The sequence below is a fragment of the Riemerella anatipestifer genome (assembly GCF_035666175.1).
Classification (GTDB): Bacteria; Bacteroidota; Bacteroidia; order Flavobacteriales; family Weeksellaceae; genus Riemerella; species Riemerella anatipestifer_D.
The window spans coordinates 1,570,247-1,594,506 of record NZ_CP142016.1 but is presented as its reverse complement, the minus strand read 5'-3'; the positions used below and the strand labels follow the sequence as shown (position 1 = coordinate 1,594,506).

Genomic DNA, 24,260 nt, shown 5'->3' with positions numbered 1-24,260 from the left:
TTCTGCTCTTTGTTTTAGTTCCCTCTATAAGTAGAATATCCGTAAGGGCTTAAGGTAATAGGTACATGATAGTGGCTGCTGTCCTTTAGCTCAAAAACAACTTCTACAAACGGATAAAAACTCTGCTGCCCTAACTTCTCAAAATACGGTGTAGTATGATAGGTAAGTTTGTATATCCCCTGATGGCTTACTCCTTTTTCTTCTTTTAGAAAATTCTTAATCCTCCCGTTTTCATCTGTTACCTTTTCATCTACCTTTACCCAAACACCATTTTTATTTTGTTTAGACAAGGTAATGCTTACTCCTGGAGCTGGTTTTCCTTGAGTAATGTCTAAAATATGACTAGACAACTGATACTTGACTTCTTGTGCGAAAAGAATTCCTGTAAATAGGAATGCTAACCATAACGCTACTTTTTTCATAATGTAATGTTTTAATTTAATTTTTGTTTATTTAATTATCATCGTCTTTCCTATCCTAATTTCCCACAGAAATCAGCTTTAAATCTAGTAGTTTCTTCACTACTACTACCCCATCATAATCTTCGGCAAAGCCCTCCGCTTTTTTGGTATCTTTTTCTAAAACCAAATTTGCCTTTACAGGAAAGTAAGGTATCTTTTTATCCTTTACCATTGCTTCATATCTCTTCTGTAACTCGCCCGAAGGGTCTTCTATCCAATAGACTTTAGCCGAATTGGCTGGTCTGAAAGAACTCACCTCGTGCCCTATGATAAGGAAGCCCTCTACGGGACTTTGGGTAAAGTGGTAATCATCGTTAGAAAGTTGTTCTAACTCATAAGTATGAGCATTAGCTCCTGTGTTTTTCTCCTTTTTATCGTTTAAAAGGACTAACTTACCTTCTTCCCTTTGATAATATTGAGTAGCCTTATCATTGTTAGAAGATAACGCATAAATCCCTGTGGAAGCATCTACGGTGTAGGAGCCTTCTTCGGTGAAATATTCATTTTTACCTAAGTAATAGTCGGTTTTATCAAAGGTTTGGTCTGGAGCCAAAGTAATGGTGGTAAAAATACCCTCGCAATCGGCACAAGGGAGTACGCCTTGATACATTTCGTTTGGAGTAGAGACAAGAGTGTCTATAACCTGCCCTTCGGCGGGGTGATTTTGGGCTGTTTTTTCGGATTTATTACAAGCCCCAAAAGACAATAGCCCCAAGGCTAAAATACCGTTTATGATGTACTTTCTCATTTTGATTTTTTAGGTCTAAGTTATCTTTTGTCTTCTATCCCAAATGCAATCCAGCGTGTTTGTTCAAAATCTAGTTTAATCCGCTTTTTAGCTTCGCTATAAAGTTTGTCTAAGGCACTTATCTCTTTATTAAGGGCTTCTGTTTTAGATTTTAAATCTGCTTTGAGCTTCTCTTGTTCGGTATTCAGAACCTCTATTTTGTCTTTTAGAGTTTGCATCTGGCTGATGTAGTCGTCATCTAGCTTTTTAGGAAGGTCTGACTTGTTCTGTGTTATAGCATCTAGCATCAATTTTACTTTTGTGATGCGTTCTGCGTAAGATTTTGTTGCCATATCTTTATATTTTATAATTTGTTTCTCTATTTCTTCTTTATTTTTACGAAATCTATCTACCTTTTATTTTAGGACTGATGATTTATCAATAAACCTTCTTTCTTTTGCTTTAAGGAAGATAGCTTTTCTTTTCGGGAATATACCTTTTGAGGTTTCCTATCTTCCTTTTTTTTCTGGGCAGATGGGTTTCGTTCTATCCAACCTTGTTTTTCAAAAAGGGCTTGTACCTCTTTACCTTTTAGAAATTGATAGAACTCTAAGGCTTTAGGATTAGCCTCTCCGTAGGCTGTAAGAGCTATCCCACAATCTCTATAAGTGGTATATCTATCTTCCAAAGATACAAAATCAGCACTCCCGGTGTTATTTTTTTGCCAAATATTCCAAGAAATCCAGACATCTATGCTAGGGTCTTTCGCCCAAAAGCTTTGAGCCTGTCCGCTATTTTCAGCAAATAAGACGATGTTTTTTCTAATCTTCCTTAGCACCTCTATATCTTGTGTTTTCCCTGCAATATCTTCCCATACTCCCGTAAGTCCTGCCCCATTAACCACCATTATTCTAAGTTCGGACTTCATTAAATCTTTTAAAGTTTTAATGTTCTTAGGATTTCCTTTTCTTACGATAAGCCCAGATTTCCTCAAATAAAGAGGATAAACGGTCTGCTCCTGCACATTTCCTAACTCTGAAATGAACTGGGTCATCATAAACTCTGCTCCGCTATAAATTAAATGGGCATTGTTTCGTGCCTTGTCTTTCCATTGCGAAAATGGACCTTTGGTTACCTTAATATTTAGGTTATTTCTTTTAGCAAAGATTTGTGCCGCCTCATTTATGGGCGCATAAGGACCGCCTGGACCATAAACATAAAGCGTATCCGCCTGTGCCATCACTCTAACACAAATTACCAGATAGATAAATAAAAACCATTGTTTCATAAGTTTATTGGTATTATTTTGTCCCTCCGCACTAGGTTTAGTAATGCTTCGGGAAGCTCCCCTGAGCTTAGTTCCTCTATCCTACGCTTCCTTCTAAACTAATTTCTAGGAGTTTTTGGGCTTCTATGGCAAACTCCATCGGGAGTTTGTTAAGTACCTCTTTGCTAAATCCGTTTACGATAAGGGCGATAGCTTTTTCAGTATCCAAACCTCTTTGATTACAATAGAAAATTTGGTCTTCCCCTATTTTACTAGTGGTAGCCTCGTGTTCTAGCTGTGCCGAAGGGTCTTTAATTTCAATATATGGGAAGGTATGAGCACCACATTCATTCCCCATTAAAAGGGAGTCGCACTGGGAGAAATTTCTAGCCCCTTTTGCCGAAGGCATTACTTTTACTAATCCTCTGTAAGAATTGTTGGACTTCCCTGCAGAAATTCCTTTAGAGATGATGGTAGATTTGGTATTCTTCCCGATGTGTATCATCTTCGTCCCTGTGTCTGCCCACTGATGATTGTTGGTTACGGCAATAGAATAAAATTCTCCAATAGAATTATCGCCTTTCAAAATGCAGCTAGGGTATTTCCAAGTTACCGCCGAACCTGTTTCTACCTGCGTCCAAGAAATTTTAGCATCTTTCTCACAAAGTCCTCTTTTGGTAACAAAGTTAAACACTCCTCCTTTACCACTTTCGTCTCCAGGATACCAGTTTTGAACAGTAGAGTACTTGATTTCAGCACCTTCCATCGCGATAAGTTCTACCACCGCAGCATGAAGCTGATTTTCATCTCTCGAAGGAGCTGTACAACCTTCCAAATAAGAGACATAACTTCCCTCATCTGCCACCACTAAAGTTCTTTCAAACTGCCCTGTTCCCGCTTGATTGATACGGAAATAAGTAGAAAGTTCCATAGGACATTTTACACCTTTAGGTATGTAACAGAAAGAGCCATCTGAAAACACCGCCGAGTTAAGTGCTGCATAGAAATTATCTCCTCTTGGCACTACTTTACCAATATACTTTTTAACTAAGTCAGGATACTCTTGTATCGCTTCTGATATAGAGCAAAAAATAATACCTTTCTCTTTCAATGTTTCCTGAAAAGTAGTCTTTACTGATACAGAATCCATCACCACATCTACGGCAACACCTGTAAGCCTTTTCTGCTCATCTAAAGAGATGCCTAGCTTCTCAAAAGTTTTTAGTAACTCTGGGTCTACCTCATCTAGACTTGCTAATTCTGGTTTCTTTTTAGGAGCTGCATAATACTTTATGGCTTGGAAGTCTGGCTTTTCATACTTTACATTTGCCCAGTCTGGCTCTTCCATTTTTTGCCAAATACGGAAAGACTCCAGCCTCCATTCTGTCATCCATTCTGGTTCATTTTTCTTTGCTGAAATCTGACGAATAATATCTTCATTAAGCCCCGTAGGGAAATCTTCATATTCTATATCCGTATAAAAACCTGCTTCGTATTCTTTATTTTTAAGGTCTTCCCTTAAATCGTCTTCTGTATATTTTGCCATAATTTCTATAAAATTACTCCTATTTTTCTTTTCTATAGCGAAAAACTCTCCCCACAACCACAAGTTCTAGCAGCATTTGGATTGTTAAACACAAATCCTTTTCCGTTAAGACCTCCAGAATATTCCAAAGTTGTCCCTGCTAAATAGAGAATTGATTTTTTGTCCATCACTATTTTAATTCCGTTATCTTCAAAGATTTGGTCTGTATCCGTGGTCTGATTATCGAATTTCAACACATATTCTAACCCAGAACAGCCTCCACTCTTAACGCCTACCCTAATGAAATCTTCACTAGGATTAAACCCATCTTCTGCCATAAGCTGAACAGCTTTATCTTTAGCTTGGTCTGATACTTTTATCATTGTGTTTATTTAGAATGATTTTCGCCAACAAAAATACAAACTAATTTATGGACTGACAAAAATCATTTTTCATTTTTACCTATGACCTTAATTGATAATTTCTTAAGACCAATATTATCTAGAAATAATAAAACCTAACCCGCTTGTTATAAATAGCTCGGTTAGGTTCTGTTTTTATTTTAAACTATCCTTAATTGGAGTTTAATCATTTAGCTTTAGTACCGCCATAAATGCCGATTGTGGAACTTCTACTCGCCCTATCTGCTTCATTTTCTTTTTACCTTCCTTCTGCTTCTCTAAGAGTTTTCTTTTTCTTGAAATATCTCCACCATAACATTTTGCTGTAACGTCTTTTCTTAAAGCTTTTATGGTTTCCCTCGCGATAACTTTAGTTCCTAAAGCCGCTTGTACTGCTATATCAAACTGTTGTCTAGGAATAAGCTCTCTCAACTTCTCACACATTTTTTTACCAATACCATAGGCATTATCTTGGTGTATGAGAGAAGATAATGCGTCCACCATATCTCCGTTGATAAGAATATCCATCTTAACTAATTTAGAAGCACGGAAACCTATTGGGTGATAATCAAAGGAAGCATAACCTTTAGAAATGGATTTTAATCTGTCATAGAAATCAAAAACCACCTCTGCAAGAGGCATATTAAAGACAAGCTCCACTCTATCGGAAGTTAGATAGCTTTGATTAACAATTTCTCCTCGTTTTTCTATACAAAGCGTCATTACAGCTCCTACGAAATCAGATTTGGTAATGATAGAGGCTTTAATATAAGGCTCTTCTACTCTATCCATTACCGTTGGGTCCATCATTTCCGAAGGGTTATTGATAAGGATTGGCACTTCCGGCTCTTTCTTGCTATATCCGTGGTAGGATACATTGGGAACCGTAGTGATGACATTCATATTGAATTCTCTATCTAACCTTTCCTGAACAATTTCCATATGGAGCATTCCTAAGAATCCACATCTAAAACCAAAGCCTAACGCTGCTGAACTTTCTGGTTCAAAAACCAAAGAAGCATCGTTTAGCCTAAGTTTTTCTAAAGAGGTTCTTAGCTCTTCAAAATCCTCACTTTCTACTGGATAAATCCCTGCAAAAACCATCGGTTTTACCTCCTCAAAACCTTCTATTGGAGCAGTAGCTGGGTTTTCTACACTTGTAATAGTGTCTCCCACTTTAACCTCTCTGGCATCTTTAATCCCAGAAATAATATAGCCTACATCTCCACACTTGATTTCTTGTTTTGGCTGTTGTTTTAGTTTTAATGTCCCTACCTCATCTGCCTCGTAAGTTTTATCGGTAGCCATAAACTTAACTTTCTCGCCTTTTCTTATCTTGCCATTAACTACTTTAAAATAGGCTTCTATCCCTCTAAAAGGGTTATAAACAGAATCAAAAATTAAAGCTTGTAGCGGAGCATCTGGCTCGCCCTTAGGAGCTGGTATCCTTTCCACAATCTGCTCTAAAAGCTCGTGTACACCTTCTCCTGTTTTCCCTGAAACTCTTAAAACATCTTCGTACTCACAGCCCAATAAGTTCATTATTTCATCTGTAACCTCTTCTGGGTTTGCAGACGGCAAGTCAATCTTGTTAAGTACAGGGATGATTTCCAAATCATTTTCTAATGCTAGATAAAGGTTAGAAATTGTTTGTGCCTGAATACTTTGTGCGGCATCTACAATCAGCAATGCCCCTTCACACGCTGCTATAGACCTAGATACTTCATAGGAAAAATCCACATGCCCCGGGGTATCAATAAGGTTAAGAACATATTTTTCACCCTTATACTCGTAGTCCATTTGTATGGCGTGAGATTTTATGGTAATTCCTCGCTCTTTTTCCAAATCCATATCGTCCAAAGTTTGGGCTTGGAGTTCTCTTTGTGTTACCGTATTGGTATATTCTAAAAGCCTATCTGCCAAAGTAGATTTACCGTGGTCTATATGGGCTATAATGCAAAAGTTTCTTATATTCTTCATGAAAACGAATTCGTAGTCTGCAAAGATATTGATTTATATCAATTTTCTCAAAAAAAGTGGCTATACTATCACAGCCAAACTATATTTCAATTTTATCACCGCTATACTTAGGCTCTACCCCTAATAATAAATCGTAAAAGACTTTTACCCTTGCAAAGTATTCTCTGAGTTGGGTTTTAAACCCAGCATAGGCATTTACATCTTGAGCATTGTATCCATACGCTTCTAAACCATTTTTCCTAGCCAAATAAACGGCTCGTTCATTATGGAATTTTTGTAAAATAATGATAAATGTCTTTTGACCAAAGATATCTTCCGCTCTTATTACAGAGTCTAATGTTCTAAATCCCGCAAAATCTTGATAAATATGATTTTCAGGAATGCCGTGAGCCATTAAATCTAGCTTCATATCCTCAGTTTCGTTGTAGTCTTTACGAGAATTGTCTCCACTTACAATAAAATACTGCACTTTGCCATTTTTATAAAGCTCCGCTGCCGCATCTATTCTATATTTAAAGTAATAATTAGGAATACCATTTTGGAGATATTTGCTCGTTCCTAGAACAAGTCCAACTTTTTTAGTTGGCACATCAGAAATGTTGCTAAAGATATAATTTTCGGACTGGGTTTTAATGATATGGTTACACCACAATACTACCGTTACTACACTAACAATGGATAAGACACATGTAATTAGCAGAACTTTCCCTAGTTTTTTCATCTACTTAAAACTCTAATCCGTTAGGAAAGGCTTTTCTTCTGAACAAAAACAATACACTCACACCAACTGTAATAGCGGCGTCTGCCACATTAAAGATATATTTAAAAAACTGAATTCTAGTACCACCAATTACAGGATAATTTTCTGGCACATACCAATCAATCATATCAAAATGAAACATATCTACCACACAACCTTTCATAAAATGAGAGTAACCTTGCCCAAAAGCTGTAATATGAGAAACTCCATCGTAGCCTATCCATCGCCCTATACTGTCATCAAACACCGTTCCTGTATCAAAGATAAGCCCATAAAACATACCATCTATTAAGTTCCCTATCGCTCCTGCAAATATCATTGCCATAGGTATAAGTCTATAGTTAGATGCTCCTTCTTTAAGCCATTTTCTAAAGATATGAACCATCACTCCAATAAGAACCACTCTAGTAATTACTAAAAAGTATTTACCAATAAGTCCTCCGAACTGTAAACCATAAGCCATACCTGGATTTTCTACAAAGGTTAATCTAAAACCTGGCAAAACTCTCACAGATTCGTTGAGTTCAAAATTAGTTTTAATATAGATTTTGGAAAGTTGGTCTAAAAGCAATACCAAAATAGTTACAAATGCTATCTTCTTCATCTATGTTTTATTTTAATGAAAAACGCCGTGTATCACAAAAAATATTTCTTGTGACACACAGCTAATATTTAATTTTTCTGCAATTATCGTTGCATATTTTTAGCCTCAATGCTTAAAGTAGCGTGAGGCACAGCTTTCAGTCTTTCCTTACCAATTAGGTTACCTGTAACTCTACAAATTCCGTAGGTTTTGTTTTCTATCCTGATAAGAGCATTCTTTAGGTCTCGGATAAATTTCTCCTGTCTTACCGCAAGAATAGCATTTTGCTCCTTGCTTAAAGTTTCTGCCCCTTCTTCAAAAGCTTTAAATGTAGGCGAGGTATCGTCTGTACCATTATTTTGGTCGTTGATGAAATTTTGTCTAATCAACGCCAAATCTTTCTCTGCCTTTTCTATTTTGCTTTCTATAAGCTCTTTAAACTCTTTTAAATCGGCATCACTATACCTTTGTCTCTCCTGTTCCATAATAACAAAATATGATTTAAGTATTCTTAGTTTCTTTCAATATTTACAGTAAACTTCACTTCATCTATCTCCAGTTCATCACCTGTGTTTAATGCTTCTAGAACTTCTATTTTCTCAGAAAGCACCTCTGAAGCGATGTACTGCTCATTATTTAAAATTTCCTGCAAATATGGACAATCTTGTGTTAACTGTATTTTAATTTTATCCGTAAGCTCAAACTCTTTTTCTTTTCTAAGGTTCTGAATACGATTGATAAACTCCCTCGCCACACCTTCAGACCTAAGTTCGTCGGTTATTGTCAAATCTAATGCCACTGTGATTTTGCCTTCGCTAGCCACCGTCCAACCTGGAATATCTTTAGTCGATATTTCCACATCTTCTAAACAAATCTCATAAGCACCAACCTTCACCTTTCCGTCTTTCTCTAAGGTAGAAATTTGAGCATTATCAAACGCTGAAATCGCTTGGGCTACCGTCTTCATATCTTTACCTAATTTAGGACCTAAAGTCTTAAAGTTAGGCTTTATCTGTTTCACGATAAGTCCCTCTGCCTCTTTATCATTGATGATTTGTAGCTCTTTCACATTCACCTCTTGTTTGATTAAGTCCGAAACAGCCACAATCTGCTCTTCCGTTTTCTTATCCAAAACAGGCACCATTACTTTCTGCAACGGTTGTCTTACCTTGATATTTTCTTTCTTTCTTAATGAAAATACCATAGAAGTAATCTGTTGTGCTAAATGGGTTTTTTCTACTAAATTGATGTCTATCGCACCTTCATTAGCCACAGGGAAATCCGTAAGATGCACGCTTTCTGCCGTATCTCTTTGGGTCACTTTATTCAAATCTTGATAAAGTCTATCCATAAAGAATGGAGCGATTGGCGCAGATATTTTCGCCACTGTTTCTAAACAAGTGTAAAGCGTTTGATAAGCCGAAATTTTATCTTCGGTATAATCTCCTTTCCAGAAACGACGACGACAAAGCCTTACATACCAGTTACTCAAATTATCATTAACAAAGGTATTGATGGCTCTAGCGACTTTGGTTGGTTCGTAATCGTTATAGAACTCGGTAACTTCTTTTACCAGTATATTAAGCTCCGAAAGAATCCAACGGTCTATTTCTGGTCTGTTTTCCACCTCTTTCTCGGCATATTTAAAGCCATCTACATTGGCGTAAAGTGCAAAGAATGAGTAAGTATTGTAAAGTGTTCCGAAGAACTTTCTTCTCACTTCATCTATACCATCAATATCAAATTTGAGGTTTTCCCAAGGGTTTGCATTGGAAATCATATACCATCTGGTGGCGTCTGGACCATACTTCGCTAAAGTATCAAATGGGTCTACCGCATTGCCCAATCGTTTAGACATTTTTTGTCCGTTTTTGTCTAGCACAAGACCATTGGACACCACATTTTTGTACGCCACAGAGTCAAAAACGCTGGTTGAAATAGCGTGTAGCGTGTAGAACCAACCACGAGTTTGGTCCACCCCTTCCGCGATAAAATCTGCGGGGAACGCCTTGTTCTGCTCTATGAGTTCCTTATTTTCAAAAGGATAGTGTAGCTGTGCATAAGGCATCGCTCCAGAATCAAACCAAACATCTATCAAGTCGGATTCTCTTCTCATCGGTTTACCCGTTTCGGACACTAGCACCACTTCGTCCACAACATTTTTGTGCAAATCTATCTTCGCATAGTTTTCCTCGCTCATATTCCCTATTTCAAAATCTTTGAAAGGGTTTTCCGCCATCACTCCTGCTGCTACGGACTTGTTGATTTCATTGACCAACTCTTCTACCGAACCTATGATTTTCTCTTCCTTTAGGTCTTCCGTTCTCCATATCGGCAACGGAATTCCCCAATATCTGGAACGAGAGAGATTCCAATCGTTTACATTTTCTAGCCAGTTGGCAAAACGCCCTTCTCCAGTAGCTTTCGGTTTCCAGTTGATTTCTTTATTTAGTTCTACTAGACGCTCCTTAACCGAAGTCATCTTAACAAACCAAGAGTCTAGTGGATAGTACAATACAGGCTTATCTGTTCTCCAACAATGAGGGTAAGAGTGGAGGTACTTCTCTACCTTAAACGCTTTATTTTCTGTTTTAAGGAGGATTGCCATTTCTACGTCCCAAGATTTCTCTGGAGCAGTACCATTATCGTAATATTCATTCTTGATGTATTTACCACTAAATAGCTCTGGCACCGCCTCTCCTTTAACAAATTTCCCTTGTAAATCTACTAAAGGAACTAAATTATCGTTTTCATCTTTGATGAGCATCGGAGGTATTCCGTTTTCTTTTGCGACACAAGCGTCATCAGCACCAAAGGTAGGTGCGATATGTACTATCCCCGTTCCGTCCTCTGTGGTTACAAAATCCCCTACAATCACACGGAAGGCTTGGTCTGGATTTTCGTATGGTAAAAACCACGGCACCAACTGTTCGTATTGCGTTCCTGCTAAATCTGCCCCCGAAAAATGCCCTAACACTTGATAAGGAATTTGCTTATCTTCGGATTGATATTTAGCAAAATCTTCATCTGTGGCTTCAAAATATTTTTTACCAAAATTTTTCTCAAGAAGTACCTTTGCAAGAACGATTTGGATTGGTTCAAAGGTGTATTGATTAAAGGTTTTCACCAAGACATATTCTACCTCTTTACCCACTGCCAAAGCCGTGTTAGACGGAAGCGTCCAAGGCGTTGTCGTCCAAGCAAGAATGTGTATATCCCCACTTTGCTGACCTATCTTAGAAGCCACACTATCCGAAAGCTGTTTTACTTTGAATTGAGCCACAATGGTGGTATCGCTTACATCGCGGTAAGTCCCTGGCTGATTAAGCTCGTGAGAAGAAAGCCCTGTACCCGCCTTAGGAGAATATGGCTGAATGGTATAGCCCTTATAAAGCAAATTTTTGGTGTAAAGCTGTTTTAAAAGCCACCAAACCGTCTCCATATATTTAGGCTTATAGGTAATGTAAGGGTCTTCTAAATCCACCCAATAGCCTATCTTTTCAGTTAGGTCGTTCCAGACATCGGTGTACTTCATTACGGCATTTCGGCACGCCTGATTGTAGTCTTCCACCGAAATTTTCTTACCTATATCTTCTTTAGTAATGCCTAACTCTTTCTCTACCCCCAGCTCTACTGGCAGTCCGTGAGTATCCCAACCCGCTTTACGAAATACTTGTTTCCCTCTTTGAGTTTGGTATCTACAGAAAATGTCTTTTAAGGCTCTCGCCATTACGTGGTGAATTCCTGGCATACCGTTAGCAGAAGGTGGTCCTTCGTAGAAGACGAACTCTGGTTTGCCTTTTCTAATCTCCACCGACTTCTGAAATGTATTATCCTTTTTCCAAAAATCAGCTATTTGTGCTGATATATCCGTAAGATTAAGCCCTTTGTATTCTGTAAATTTACTCATCTTGATAAAAAATTTGCTTTTTCTAAAAATAGTTCGCTAAAATACAAAAAATACCGATAATAAAACCTATACAAGACCTGCTCTTTTCATTTTTTGTAAAAGCTCTAAAGTGAGTTGAAAAAATGTCCCAACATTTTCATAAAAACGCTTCGACGAGTTTGCAAACTCGTCGAAGCGTTTTGGAGAAAACATCGAGGCGTTTTTGATACCCACCTTAAACGCCCTACCAAATACCATTTAAAACAATGCTAAATAACAGCTCCACTCCCGACCTAAGGAAACGGAGGCGTTAAGAAAATGAGGCGTCCATTCGTTAAAAAAGGTCTATTGTCTGAACAAACGTAGGGCTTAGCCTTGGCGTGAGTTCTAGGGCTTTTAGAATGAACTCCCCATTTTTATCTAGTCTTGAACTTTTGGTTCTTTTGCCTTGAAGTAAAAACATCAAAAGTTTAATAATTTCAATACCTTTGTCATCTTGTAATAGCAAGGTAAATTCTTAATAAAAATCCAAAAAAGTGAAATTCTATATTAAAAACATGGTCTGTAGCCGCTGTAAAATGATGGTGGAAGCAGAGCTAAAGAAACTAAATCTTACTCCTGTTTCTGTAGAACTCGGAGAAGTAGAAATTACAGAAAATACGGTACAAAAAGATAAGCTTATTACCGCCCTACAATCACTAGGTTTTGATCTAATTGATGATAAAAGAAGTAAAATAATTGAAAATATCAAAAGGCTAATCATAGACCTTGTTCAAAATAAAAATAGTGAACTCAAAACCAATCTTTCCACCTACCTTTCACAGAACCTTTCTCAAGATTATAGTATACTAAGCCATCTTTTTTCTGAGGTAGAAAGCACCACCATTGAAAAGTATTTTATCAGTCAAAAAATAGAAAAAGTAAAAGAACTGTTAATATATGATGAAATGACTTTAAGCGAAATAGCCTTTCAACTCAATTACAGTAGTGTGGCACATTTGAGTAATCAGTTTAAAAAACACACAGGGTTCTCTCCTAGTTATTTCAAAAAACTAAAGGATAAAAAACGACAACAGATAGAAGATTTATAAATTTTACAACTATTATCCTAAATTATGTAAACACTAATCTATCATTTAGACTGATCTTTGTGTCAATAAAAAAAAATAAAATGACACATACTTATCAAATAACAGGAATGACTTGCACAAGCTGTGAGGAAAAAATAAAATCGGCTTTACTAGCCTTAGAGCATGTTTCTACTGCAGATGTTTCTAAGACAGATAAATCTGTCACTATTACAATGAATAAACACATACCAATAGCCGTTTTGCAAAACGCATTGGATCCGAAGTATCAAATTCTAAATACTTATCACAGTGAAGCTTTAGAGCAAACAAAATCTTGGGTTAAAACTTACCGTCCTATCCTCCTTATTTTTGGTTTTATTACATCTGTAACTTTAGGCATTCAGCTAAAGAACCAGCATTTTGATTATATGCAGTGGATGCAACACTTTATGGCTGGATTCTTTTTAGTTTTTTCCTTTTTCAAATTTTTAAACTTAAAAGGATTTGCAGAAACTTATAGAATGTATGATATTATTGCAAAAAAAATTCCCTTTTGGGCTTACATTTATGTATTCGTAGAGCTAGCTTTGGGATTTGCCTATCTCACTAATTTTAGCCCATTTCTTACCAATAGTATTACCTTTGTAATAATGTCTGTGAGTATCATTGGAGTACAACAAACCGTTCTTAACCGACAAAAAATACAATGTGCTTGTCTAGGAACAATCTTTGATTTGCCTATGAGCTCCATTACCATAATTGAAGATGCTCTAATGATAATAATGAGCTTAGCAATGCTACTCCTAATTCCCTAAAAGACTAAACTAAAAAAGTTATTTGCAACTAAGATTTCAGTCAAACACCAGTAGAGTTTTAGCTCTGTTTTCATTTTTCTTGAATTTATATCACTACTACTGATTATTAAAAAAATACCGAAAAATATAAGTTTATTTTTCGGTATTTTCTCCAAGAATTTTTTATAAAGATTGATATTTTTCTAGTGCGTCTTTAAGCAATTCTGCACTTCTTTTTAAATCTTCTTCTTTGAGAACATAAGCTATTCTCACTTGTTTTTTACCTAACTCTGGGTTAGAATAAAATCCTCCCGCTGGAGCTACCATAATGGTTTCGCTGTTATGAGAGTAAGACTCCAATAGCCATTGTGCAAACTTATCAGCATCGTCTATAGGAAGTTCTGCCATACAATAAAATGCTCCTTTTGGCATCGGACAATTAACTCCTGGTATCTCGTTAAGTAATTGTACTAAAAGGTTTCTTCTTTTAGTGTATTCTTCTCTCACACTTTGGATATAAGCCGTATCGTTCTGGTGAGCCTTCGCTGCAATAATTTGTCCTAACAATACAGGACTTAACCTTGCTTGAGCAAACTTCATCGCAGCGCCTTTAATCACTTTAGAGCGAGTAACCATAAAGCCAATCCTTACCCCACACATAGAGTATCTTTTAGACTCGGAGTCTATGATGATACAATTCTCTGCTAATTCGGGAAACTCCAACATTGAGGTTTGTTTCTCTCCATCGTAAACATATTCACGGTAAACCTCATCGGAAATAACTACAATGTCGTGTTTAAGGGCAATTTCGGCTAATCTTTTCAACTCTTCTTTGGTATAAAGATAACCTGTTGGGTTGCCTGGGTTACAAATAAGTATCGCTCTAGTTTTATCGGTAATTTTTTTCTCAAATTCTTCTATGCTAGGTAGCGCAAAACCTGTATCTATGGAAGACGGCACCGCTACCACTTTAGCATTGATATGGTTAGAAAAACCGTTATAATTGGCATAATAAGGCTCCGGAATGATGATTTCATCACCCTCATCACATAAAGTAGAAAGTGCGAAGTTCAACGCTTCCGAACCACCATTGGTAACGATAAAATTATCTGTTGTTAAGTCTGTAAAACCCAAACTATGGTAATAGTTCTCTAAAGCCTTTCTATACTCTAAGTTCCCTTCTGAAAGTGAATATTCTAGCACCTTTAAGTCAATCTTTTGCAGTTCTACTAGTGCTGTTTCTGGTGTTTCTATATCGGGCTGACCTATATTAAGGTGATAGACTTTAGTCCCTCTTTGTTTTGCTGCTAAAGCGTAAGGTACTAATTTTCTGATAGGGGAAGCAGGCATATTGGCTGCTCTGTTTGATATTTTTGGCATTGCTAAATTATTTATTTTGCTACAAAAGTAAGCATTTACTTATGATTTATGAAATAGGAAGAGTGGAGTTTTCATACCCCGCTAATCACCTTTATTATAAGCTATTGCACAAATAGTTAATTTTATTTAACTTCGGCAACAAAACTTAAAACTAATATAAACTACCGTGAAAAGACTCATCATTATAACATCTTTTATCTGTTTTGGTATGGCTAACGCTCAACAACAGAAGCAGGACAGTATAGAAAAAGAAATCCAAGCTGTAGAACTCAAAGCTCAAAAAAAACTTGTAGAAAGAAAGGTAGACAGGTTAATTTTTAATGTAGAAAACGCCGTTTCTGTAGTGGGAGGTGATGCTTTGGACGCACTGAAAGCGACTCCTAGTGTAAGAATACAAGGAAACAATATACAACTTGTAGGTAAAAGCAGCGTTAGGGTGATGATAAATGATAAGATAACTCAACTCTCTGGAGAGGCTCTACAAGATTATCTAAAGTCTATACCTTCTGCCAATATCTTAAAGATACCCGTTGTGCATTATGAAATGAAAAAAACAAGAGTTGTTTATTAGACTGAAAATCAGTATATTGTTTTTGCTATAAAACGATATAAATGAACAACTTAGAGCAAATATATGAAAGAATTTTGGAAGTTTTAGGACTTTTTTCAGAAAATCAACTGATTAGTTATCAGAGAAGAACACCTAAAATGAGCGATTTAGAAGTCATAAGTCTTAATATTACTGCTGAATACTTGAGTATTGATAGCGAATTACAGTTATTTAGAAAATTGCCAAACTCTCTGATAAACAAAATTGAAAGAAGTGTTTACAATAAGCGAAAACGAAGACTATCCCTACAAACAGAGCAAATTAGACAGCGTATTTCGATGGAGTTCAATGAGTTTGAAGATATTTTTATCGTTGATAGCATGCCAATGAAAGTTTGTGAAAATGCTCGTTCTACTCGTTCAAAAATTTGTAAAGAGCAATCCTATTCTTTACCAACATATGGTTATTGTGCTTCACAGAAATTATATTTCTATGGCTATAAACTACACGCAGTATGTTCTTTAAATGGTGTGATTAAGAATTTTGATATAAGCCCTGCATCCGTTCACGACATCCACTATTTAAAAGATATTGGTGAGCAAATGCGAAACTGTACTTTAATTGGAGATAGAGGCTATTTATCAGCAAAAGTTCAAATAGATTTATTTAACTATGCTAATATTAAATTAGATACACCAATGAGAAGTAATCAGAAAGATTATATTCCTCAATTTTCATTGTACAAGAAAAAGCGAAAACGAATTGAGACATTTTTCTCTCAACTTTGCGACCAATTTATGATTAAAAGAAACTATGCTAAAACTTTTGAAGGCTTTAAAACAAGGATAATCAGTAAAATAACCGCCGCAACGGTTATTCAATATATCAATAAATTTATCTTCCAAAGAAAATTAAATCATCTAAAAATCAGTATTATTTAAAATGCACAACGAGTTTAAAGATAGAAGTTATTACTAACCCTCCGTCAAAATACGAAGCCGAAGGAAATAGTGGACTTATTAACATACAACTCAAACGCTCTAAACAAAATAACTGGAGTGCTACACTACGCTCTAGCTATCAGCAAGCCACCTACGAAAGATTAGTACACGGTGCTAACTTCAATTATAAAAAAGATAAGTTTTCCGCCCTAGTAGATGTTAATTATAGCTACGGAAGAAACCTCTATACTAACGATATATTCTACGATTATCCCGATTACCAATGGAACAATAAACTCTTTAATCGTAACCACAGAAAAAACTGGGGTACTTTGTTAAATTTAGAGTACGCCTTTACAGATAAAAGCAGTCTAGGATTGCAGTTTATGGGTTCTTTTACAGATAAATACTCCGATGAATTTGCAGATAATTTTGCGAGAAGGTACAGCGACCATTCTTTAATTCACTACTACAAAACGGAGGGGCTATCTCAAGGAACGCCTAGCAACATCTCTCTAAACCTTAATTATGTTCAGAAACTAGGCAACGATGGTAAAAAGCTGTCTGTAGATGCAGATTATTTTGATATGGCTAATCCAGAGGCTAATCATTTCACTTCTTTATTACAAGATCTTATTTCTGCGACTACAGAAACACAATATTCTCAAAACAATTCGCATCAAAATGTAAAGAATTATTCCATCAAGACTGATTTTGAAATGCCTTTATCCTGGGCTAATTTGTCCTTTGGAGGTAGAGCCGCTTCTACTAAAACTAAAAACTTAGTAGATGTAAATTTCTTTAATCAAGACAACAACAATTTAATTCTTTCTCAAAAAGACCACTTTGAATATACCGAAAATATACAGGCGCTATACTTTAGTGCTTCTAAATCTTTCGGAGAAAAATGGGAAACCAAGGTTGGACTTCGTGGAGAAGCTACTCAAACCAATGCTAACTCTATTTCTACTAACGAAATTACCCAAAGAAATTATGCCAAACTGTTCCCAACCCTCTACATTATGTATAAGCCTAACGAAAACCACTCTTTCTCTGCCAACTATGGTAGACGTATAGGGCGACCTTCTTGGGGCACATTAAATCCAGCTAGATGGTACGAAACTCCAAAGTCTTATACCACAGGAAACCCTTTTTTACAACCTGTTTTCATAAACAATATAGAATTTAATTATGCTTATAAAAGCCTGCTTAACTTTCAACTATTTTATGGAAACTACATAGACAATATTTCTCAAATCTCTAGACACAATGTTGCAGAGAATATCACAGTTATGAGGTACGAAGACATTTCTAATGATATGTTTACTGGTGGTTCTATTAGCATCAATTACAAACCGTTTAGTTGGTGGGAAGCCTCTGCAGAAATAAACACTTCTTACTCAGAAACAAAACCTTATATAGAAATCTATTCTAACCACAAATATTCTGGTTGGAGTGGCTATACAATCTCTAGAAATACCTTTACACTCAATTCTAAAAAGACACTGTTGGCCAGTCTAAATTACGAGTATTCTCTTCCTTCAAAAGGGATAGGTACTATGAGTGAATACTCTTCACTAGACATTGGTTTTAAGTACTTATTATTAAACAAAAATCTAATTTTAGGACTTAATTTTAATGATATATTCCGAAGCCAGCAATACACTTATAAAGAGGTGTCTCAAGGCATACTACAATCTTTTTCTCAATACAATGACTCTCAATATGTGAGATTTTCTCTCAACTATAAGTTTGGTAACAATAAAATATCGGTAAGCTCCCGCGCTTCTGGAAACCAAGAAGAAAAAAACAGAGCCAACTAAATCAAAAAAAACTTAATGGGGTAAATTACTTAACTTTACCCCATTATTTTTGATATAAATTAAATGAATATACACCTCATCACTCAACCTTTTTTAGACCAATTCCCTGGTGATTTTTCTGGTGATACCATGCAAAGGCAAACACCAAAAATGCTTTTTGCTACGGTAGAACCTGCCCTATTTACTAACTACAAAGCTATTGCATTCAATCAAGACCTTTCTAACGAGATAGGCTTAGGTTCTTTTGAACCCGAAGACGAGGCTTTTTTAGCCGCCCAAGATTTACCCAAAAACATCAGAACCTATGCTACTGCTTACGCTGGGCATCAGTTTGGGCAATGGGCAGGGCAACTGGGGGACGGCAGAGCAATATTGGCTGGAGAGATACAAAACACTAGCGGAGAAACCACCGAAATCCAATGGAAAGGTGCAGGAGCAACGCCCTACTCTAGATTTGCAGATGGACGAGCCGTGCTTCGTTCCTCTGTGAGAGAATATCTTATGAGCGAAGCGATGCATCATCTAGGTGTGCCTACTACTAGAGCCCTTTCTATCGCCGAAACAGGAGAAATGGTAACAAGAGATATACTCTATAATGGCAATCCTAAACAAGAAAAAGGAGCTATAGTTATACGAACCGCTCCCTCATTTATAAGGTTTGGACACTTTCAGCTATTGGCAGCCCAAAACGAAATAGACACTCTGAAAAATCTAGCTGACTTCTGTATTCAACGCTATTTCCGTGAAATAAAAACAGATAAACCTCAACCTTATCATCAGTTTTTCAAAAAAATTACTGAAACAACCGCCAAACTTATGGTAGAATGGCAAAGAGTAGGCTTTACCCACGGCGTGATGAATACCGATAATATGAGTATCCTCGGGCTTAGTATAGACTACGGACCATTCTCTATGCTAGATGAATACGATTTGAATTTCACGCCCAATACTACCGATTTACCTGGTAGGCGTTATGCTTTTGGAAGACAAGCCGAAATGGCACAATGGAATCTTTGGCAACTAGGCAATGCTTTATTTCCTCTAATAAACGATGTAGATTTTATTGAGCAAACTTTGGAAGATTTTGGCACTGATTTTTGGAATCAATACGACCAAATGATGTGTTCTAAAATGGGATTGGATACTTTTATGAAAGATACCGATGTTGATTTCTTTACAGATTGGCAAAATCTAATGACTTCACTAAAGCTAGACTATACCTTATTTTTCAATGCGTTAGAGAAAGATGTTCATCTAATCAACTGGCAGGATATTTCTTATAAGTCTCTCCATACAGAAGACCTACAACGCCTCAATCAATGGATAAATTCCTACCAAAACCGATTGACTCTAAACAAAATTTCTCCAAACGAAAGACTTGCTCTAATGAGCCAAAACAATCCGAAATTTACCCTTAGGAACTGCCTCCTACACGAATGTATAGAGGAACTTAATAATGGGAACACCAATTACTTTCACCAACTCCTTACCGCTCTTAAAAATCCTTACCAAGAAACATTCCCAGAATGGAGCGTTAAAAGACCCCAAAAATACGATGAGGTGGTGGGTTGCTCTACTTTGTCTTGCAGTTCTTAACAATTAGAGTATTTTTGCGGAAATTTTGGTAAAACTATAATGAAATCTAAACTTTATGGTATTCTAAAACAAAGTTGTCCTAGCTCGTGGGTGGAGTGGGCTTTGTTTATTTTCTTTCTTGTGACGTATGGTATTTTGGCGGGGCACATTGCCTTAACTTCTACCATTGTATTTGATGATAGAATCCCTTGGGACGCTTATTTTAGTTTTGACAATAGGGCTATTGTAATGACAGGTGGCGGGTACGAAAGACACCCTTTATCCAACTATTTTTTTGATGCCATTAGAGAGTTCTCCCTTTGGATTTCTAGCGGACAGAAAAATCATCTCTTTCGGCTAAGTCTCGCCCTATTGAGTAGCCTAGCCATTAGTTGGACAATGGTTTTTATTTTTAAATATCTTAAAAACATCATTCAGCTATCATTGGCTAGTAGCCTTATTTTAGTGGTATTTTTTGGCTTGTTTAGTACCAACATTATGCTGTCCTTCACACCAGAAACCTATACTTACAGTCTTTTGTTTCTAAGCGGATTTACCTACTATGCTGCCTTGAGGCTCACACAAAGAAGAACGCTCTCTTGGGGAATGCTATGCCTAAGTAGCTTGGCGATAGGAGGGCTTACCATTACCAATATTGTTAAAGTCTACATTCCTATTTTGTTTGAAAGGAAATGGTACAACAACATCAAACACTTAGCGAATGCGGTGGCAAAGGTAGGGCTTTCGGTAGGGGTATTTTTACTACTTTTTATGTACCGAATGAATTTTCAGTTTTCTGCATTTTTAGATAAAACAGGGCAACAGTACGAAAAATTTTCGCAACCGAAGCTCGTGCCTATTTGGGATATGATAGTTTTTTGGTTTTGGGGTGGCAACGTGTTATTCCCTAGTTTTATTATAAGAGATTATCATAACAAACACAACTTTCACTACAAAGCCTTATTTATGGAAGTCTATACCTCTAACCTCTCTTATGTATTTGTGGGGCTACTTTTTATACTCGTTATTTGGGGATATTTAAGAGGGTTCAGAAAGCCGCTCGTTCAAGTTCTGATGTTGTCTTTTCTTGTGGATATTATGATACATTGTGTCTTAAAATTCGGGCTACATACTTCCTACATCTACGGAGGACATTTTGTATTCGTTATTCCTCTAATTTTGGGGTGGCTTTTACACTCTTACCGAAAAAACACCAATGCTACACTAGGGCTTCAGTTGCTTTTAGGGTTGCTGACCTTATTTTTAGCCCTAAATAACTTTTATAGAATGGATGAATTTTTTGCATTCTTAGATAAGTACTACACTTAGTTTAGATAGACTTAAGTTCCGTTTTCCAAATATGTAACCCAAGTTACAGTTAGTTAAGCTAGATTAACCTTCCTTTGTAAGAGAAATAATCAAATTAAAGTTTAACTAAAAAAACCCGTTGTGCATTATGAAATGAAAAAAACAAGAGTTGTTTATTAGACTGAAAATCAGTATATTGTTTTTGCTATAAAACGATATAAATGAACAACATAGAGCAAATATATGAAAGAATTTTGGAAGTTTTAGGACTTTTTTCAGAAAATCAACTGATTAGTTATCAGAGAAGAACACCTAAAATGAGCGATTTAGAAGTCATAAGTCTTAATATTACTGCTGAATACTTGAGTATTGATAGCGAATTACAGTTATTTAGAAAATTGCCAAACTCTCTGATAAACAAAATTGAAAGAAGTGTTTACAATAAGCGAAAACGAAGACTATCCCTACAAACAGAGCAAATTAGACAGCGTATTTCGATGGAGTTCAATGAGTTTGAAGATATTTTTATCGTTGATAGCATGCCAATGAAAGTTTGTGAAAATGCTCGTTCTACTCGTTCAAAAATTTGTAAAGAGCAATCCTATTCTTCACCAACATATGGTTATTGTGCTTCACAGAAATTATATTTCTATGGCTATAAACTACACGCAGTATGTTCTTTAAATGGTGTGATTAAGAATTTTGATATAAGCCCTGCATCCGTTCACGACATCCACTATTTAAAAGATATTGGTGAGCAAATGCGAAACTGTACTTTAATTGGAGATAGAGGCTATTTATCAGCAAAAGTTCAAATAGATTTATTTAAACTCGTTGTGCATTTTAAATAATACTGATTTTTAGATGATTTAATTTTCTTTGGAAGATAAATTTATTGATATATTGAATAACCGTTGCGGCGGTTATTTTACTGATTATCCTTGTTTTAAAGCCTTCAAAAGTTTTAGCATAGTTTCTTTTAATCATAAATTGGTCGCAAAGTTGAGAGAAAAATGTCTCAATTCGTTTTCGCTTTTTCTTGTACAATGAAAATTGAGGAATATAATCTTTCTGATTACTTCTCATTGGTGTATCTAATTTAATATTAGCATAGTTAAATAAATCTATTTGAACTTTTGCTGATAAATAGCCTCTATCTCCAATTAAAGTACAGTTTCGCATTTGCTCACCAATATCTTTTAAATAGTGGATGTCGTGAACGGATGCAGGGCTTATATCAAAATTCTTAATCACACCATTTAAAGAACATACTGCGTGTAGTTTATAGCCATAGAAATATAATTTCTGTGAAGCACAATAACCATATGTTGGTGAAGAATAGGATTGCTCTTTACAAATTTTTGAACGAGTAGAACGAGCGTTTTCACAAACTTTCATTGGCATGCTATCAACGATAAAAATATCTTCAAACTCATTGAACTCCATCGAAATACGCTGTCTAATTTGCTCTGTTTGTAGGGATAGTCTTCGTTTTCGCTTATTGTAAACACTTCTTTCAATTTTGTTTATCAGAGAGTTTGGCAATTTTCTAAATAACTGTAATTCGCTATCAATACTCAAGTATTCAGCAGTAATATTAAGACTTATGACTTCTAAATCGCTCATTTTAGGTGTTCTTCTCTGATAACTAATCAGTTGATTTTCTGAAAAAAGTCCTAAAACTTCCAAAATTCTTTCATATATTTGCTCTAAGTTGTTCATTTATATCGTTTTATAGCAAAAACAATATACTGATTTTCAGTCTAATAAACAACTCTTGTTTTTTTCATTTCATAATGCACAACGGGTTAAAAAAATAATGATATGTTCGGAATGTTTAAAAACTCGTTGTGCATTTTAAATAATACTGATTTTTAGATGATTTAATTTTCTTTGGAAGATAAATTTATTGATATATTGAATAACCGTTGCGGCGGTTATTTTACTGATTATCCTTGTTTTAAAGCCTTCAAAAGTTTTAGCATTGTTTCTTTTAATCATAAATTGGTCGCAAAGTTGAGAGAAAAATGTCTCAATTCGTTTTCGCTTTTTCTTGTACAATGAAAATTGAGGAATATAATCTTTCTGATTACTTCTCATTGGTGTATCTAATTTAATATTAGCATAGTTAAATAAATCTATTTGAACTTTTGCTGATAAATAGCCTCTATCTCCAATTAAAGTACAGTTTCGCATTTGCTCACCAATATCTTTTAAATAGTGGATGTCGTGAACGGATGCAGGGCTTATATCAAAATTCTTAATCACACCATTTAAAGAACATACTGCGTGTAGTTTATAGCCATAGAAATATAATTTCTGTGAAGCACAATAACCATATGTTGGTGAAGAATAGGATTGCTCTTTACAAATTTTTGAACGAGTAGAACGAGCGTTTTCACAAACTTTCATTGGCATGCTATCAACGATAAAAATATCTTCAAACTCATTGAACTCCATCGAAATACGCTGTCTAATTTGCTCTGTTTGTAGGGATAGTCTTCGTTTTCGCTTATTGTAAACACTTCTTTCAATTTTGTTTATCAGAGAGTTTGGCAATTTTCTAAATAACTGTAATTCGCTATCAATACTCAAGTATTCAGCAGTAATATTAAGACTTATGACTTCTAAATCGCTCATTTTAGGTGTTCTTCTCTGATAACTAATCAGTTGATTTTCTGAAAAAAGTCCTAAAACTTCCAAAATTCTTTCATATATTTGCTCTATGTTGTTCATTTATATCGTTTTATAGCAAAAACAATATACTTATTTTCAGTCTAATAAACAACTCTTGTTTTTTTCATTTCATAATGCACAACGGGTTTTAAAAATATGTTTTCATCTACTAGCTCACAAGATATAAAAGAAGCAGTGGAACAAGGAGCTTTTCTAGTAGATGTAAAGTCTGCTTCGGAGTTTACTAGTGGCAGTGTTAAAGGTGCAGTAAATATCCCTTTGGATAAAATAAGTTCTCAAATTTCTAAATTTAAAGGAAAAGATAAAATCGTGGTTTTCTGTCTAAGTGGTGGGCGTAGCGGACAAGCCAAAAGCCTACTACAACAAAACGGTATAGAAAATGTAATTAACGGAGGTTCTTGGCATAATGTAAAAGATGCCATTGGCGGATAGTAATTTACCACCTATCAATAGTTGTCTTTTGGGAGAGGGTTTAAAGCTTAAACCCTCTCTAAAAAGTTACTGCTCCACTAGTCTGGTTATCCAGTTT

At 35.8% G+C, this 24,260-nt stretch carries 23 protein-coding genes and 1 pseudogene; 9 read left to right on the top strand and 15 right to left on the bottom strand.

Features of this window, described 5'->3' with window-relative positions:
- Window positions 1-14 precede the first annotated feature (14 nt).
- The 12 genes from uraH to VIX88_RS07770 form a co-directional block, all read right to left on the bottom strand.
- Window positions 15-422 carry a hydroxyisourate hydrolase gene (gene uraH / locus VIX88_RS07825; protein ID WP_214193735.1) on the bottom strand — a complete coding sequence of 136 codons (408 nt, stop codon included), beginning with the start codon at window positions 420-422 and terminating at the stop codon, window positions 15-17.
- A gap of 55 nt (window positions 423-477) precedes the next feature.
- Complete coding sequence (locus VIX88_RS07820) at window positions 478-1,209, bottom strand: copper resistance protein NlpE (RefSeq protein WP_064970248.1); 732 nt, start codon at window positions 1,207-1,209, stop codon at window positions 478-480.
- Window positions 1,210-1,229: 20 nt separating this feature from the next.
- Window positions 1,230-1,541 carry a hypothetical protein gene (locus VIX88_RS07815; RefSeq protein ID WP_004920528.1) on the bottom strand — a complete coding sequence of 104 codons (312 nt, stop codon included), beginning with the start codon at window positions 1,539-1,541 and terminating at the stop codon, window positions 1,230-1,232.
- A gap of 68 nt (window positions 1,542-1,609) precedes the next feature.
- Window positions 1,610-2,476, bottom strand: a complete 867-nt coding sequence (locus VIX88_RS07810) for a substrate-binding domain-containing protein (RefSeq protein ID WP_004920525.1) — start codon at window positions 2,474-2,476, stop codon at window positions 1,610-1,612.
- 76 nt (window positions 2,477-2,552) lie between these two features.
- A complete protein-coding gene (gene sufB / locus VIX88_RS07805; protein WP_064970260.1) occupies window positions 2,553-4,001 on the bottom strand; it encodes a Fe-S cluster assembly protein SufB in 1,449 nt (482 codons plus the stop codon).
- A gap of 32 nt (window positions 4,002-4,033) precedes the next feature.
- Window positions 4,034-4,363 carry a HesB/IscA family protein gene (locus VIX88_RS07800; RefSeq protein WP_214193734.1) on the bottom strand — a complete coding sequence of 110 codons (330 nt, stop codon included), beginning with the start codon at window positions 4,361-4,363 and terminating at the stop codon, window positions 4,034-4,036.
- 201 nt (window positions 4,364-4,564) lie between these two features.
- Window positions 4,565-6,361: a translation elongation factor 4 gene (gene lepA / locus VIX88_RS07795; protein ID WP_004920511.1), complete on the bottom strand. Its 1,797-nt coding sequence runs from the start codon at window positions 6,359-6,361 to the stop codon at window positions 4,565-4,567.
- A 79-nt stretch (window positions 6,362-6,440) separates the two neighbouring features.
- On the bottom strand, window positions 6,441-7,082 hold the full coding sequence (locus VIX88_RS07790; RefSeq protein ID WP_064970247.1) for a SanA/YdcF family protein: 642 nt from the start codon (window positions 7,080-7,082) through the stop codon (window positions 6,441-6,443).
- A 4-nt stretch (window positions 7,083-7,086) separates the two neighbouring features.
- Window positions 7,087-7,725, bottom strand: coding sequence for a lipoprotein signal peptidase (locus VIX88_RS07785; protein WP_014937767.1), 639 nt, complete (start codon window positions 7,723-7,725; stop codon window positions 7,087-7,089).
- Between the two features lie 83 nt (window positions 7,726-7,808).
- Window positions 7,809-8,189, bottom strand: a complete 381-nt coding sequence (locus VIX88_RS07780; protein ID WP_014937768.1) for a TraR/DksA family transcriptional regulator — start codon at window positions 8,187-8,189, stop codon at window positions 7,809-7,811.
- A 26-nt stretch (window positions 8,190-8,215) separates the two neighbouring features.
- Complete coding sequence (ileS, locus tag VIX88_RS07775; protein ID WP_064970246.1) at window positions 8,216-11,614, bottom strand: isoleucine--tRNA ligase; 3,399 nt, start codon at window positions 11,612-11,614, stop codon at window positions 8,216-8,218.
- 313 nt (window positions 11,615-11,927) lie between these two features.
- Window positions 11,928-12,056: a hypothetical protein gene (locus VIX88_RS07770; protein WP_255886959.1), complete on the bottom strand. Its 129-nt coding sequence runs from the start codon at window positions 12,054-12,056 to the stop codon at window positions 11,928-11,930.
- A gap of 94 nt (window positions 12,057-12,150) precedes the next feature.
- Between VIX88_RS07770 and VIX88_RS07765 the strand changes: the two genes are divergently transcribed.
- A complete protein-coding gene (locus tag VIX88_RS07765) occupies window positions 12,151-12,684 on the top strand; it encodes an AraC family transcriptional regulator (RefSeq protein WP_237190252.1) in 534 nt (177 codons plus the stop codon).
- A gap of 80 nt (window positions 12,685-12,764) precedes the next feature.
- Window positions 12,765-13,478, top strand: coding sequence for a heavy-metal-associated domain-containing protein (locus VIX88_RS07760; protein ID WP_081276911.1), 714 nt, complete (start codon window positions 12,765-12,767; stop codon window positions 13,476-13,478).
- 162 nt (window positions 13,479-13,640) lie between these two features.
- Here the strand turns inward: VIX88_RS07760 and VIX88_RS07755 are convergent, their stop codons facing one another.
- Window positions 13,641-14,837 carry a pyridoxal phosphate-dependent aminotransferase gene (locus VIX88_RS07755; RefSeq protein WP_064970244.1) on the bottom strand — a complete coding sequence of 399 codons (1,197 nt, stop codon included), beginning with the start codon at window positions 14,835-14,837 and terminating at the stop codon, window positions 13,641-13,643.
- Window positions 14,838-15,045: 208 nt separating this feature from the next.
- On the opposite strand from VIX88_RS07755, the gene VIX88_RS07750 reads away from it, so the two are divergent.
- The 6 genes and pseudogenes from VIX88_RS07750 to VIX88_RS07725 all read left to right on the top strand — a co-directional run.
- Complete coding sequence (locus tag VIX88_RS07750; protein ID WP_064970243.1) at window positions 15,046-15,408, top strand: hypothetical protein; 363 nt, start codon at window positions 15,046-15,048, stop codon at window positions 15,406-15,408.
- 41 nt (window positions 15,409-15,449) lie between these two features.
- On the top strand, window positions 15,450-16,328 hold the full coding sequence (locus VIX88_RS07745; RefSeq protein WP_267274608.1) for an IS982-like element ISRa1 family transposase: 879 nt from the start codon (window positions 15,450-15,452) through the stop codon (window positions 16,326-16,328).
- Window positions 16,280-18,151 carry an outer membrane beta-barrel family protein gene (locus tag VIX88_RS07740; protein ID WP_324711525.1) on the top strand — a complete coding sequence of 624 codons (1,872 nt, stop codon included), beginning with the start codon at window positions 16,280-16,282 and terminating at the stop codon, window positions 18,149-18,151. Before VIX88_RS07745 ends, VIX88_RS07740 begins: the two co-directional genes overlap by 49 nt.
- 63 nt (window positions 18,152-18,214) lie before the next feature.
- Entirely contained in the window at window positions 18,215-19,747 is a 1,533-nt protein-coding gene (locus tag VIX88_RS07735) for a protein adenylyltransferase SelO (RefSeq protein ID WP_109475333.1), read from the top strand.
- A 39-nt stretch (window positions 19,748-19,786) separates the two neighbouring features.
- Complete coding sequence (locus tag VIX88_RS07730) at window positions 19,787-21,055, top strand: DUF6080 domain-containing protein (protein WP_154212743.1); 1,269 nt, start codon at window positions 19,787-19,789, stop codon at window positions 21,053-21,055.
- Window positions 21,056-21,255: 200 nt separating this feature from the next.
- Window positions 21,256-21,861, top strand: a pseudogene (locus VIX88_RS07725) (IS982-like element ISRa1 family transposase); the annotation flags it as partial.
- 16 nt (window positions 21,862-21,877) lie between these two features.
- Here VIX88_RS07725 and VIX88_RS07720 read toward each other — a convergent pair.
- Both VIX88_RS07720 and VIX88_RS07715 read right to left on the bottom strand, forming a co-directional pair.
- Complete coding sequence (locus VIX88_RS07720) at window positions 21,878-22,756, bottom strand: IS982-like element ISRa1 family transposase (RefSeq protein WP_004918508.1); 879 nt, start codon at window positions 22,754-22,756, stop codon at window positions 21,878-21,880.
- A gap of 135 nt (window positions 22,757-22,891) precedes the next feature.
- A complete protein-coding gene (locus VIX88_RS07715) occupies window positions 22,892-23,770 on the bottom strand; it encodes an IS982-like element ISRa1 family transposase (RefSeq protein WP_127919812.1) in 879 nt (292 codons plus the stop codon).
- Window positions 23,771-23,866: 96 nt separating this feature from the next.
- On the opposite strand from VIX88_RS07715, the gene VIX88_RS07710 reads away from it, so the two are divergent.
- A complete protein-coding gene (locus VIX88_RS07710; RefSeq protein ID WP_064971325.1) occupies window positions 23,867-24,163 on the top strand; it encodes a rhodanese-like domain-containing protein in 297 nt (98 codons plus the stop codon).
- Window positions 24,164-24,260: the final 97 nt, after the last annotated feature.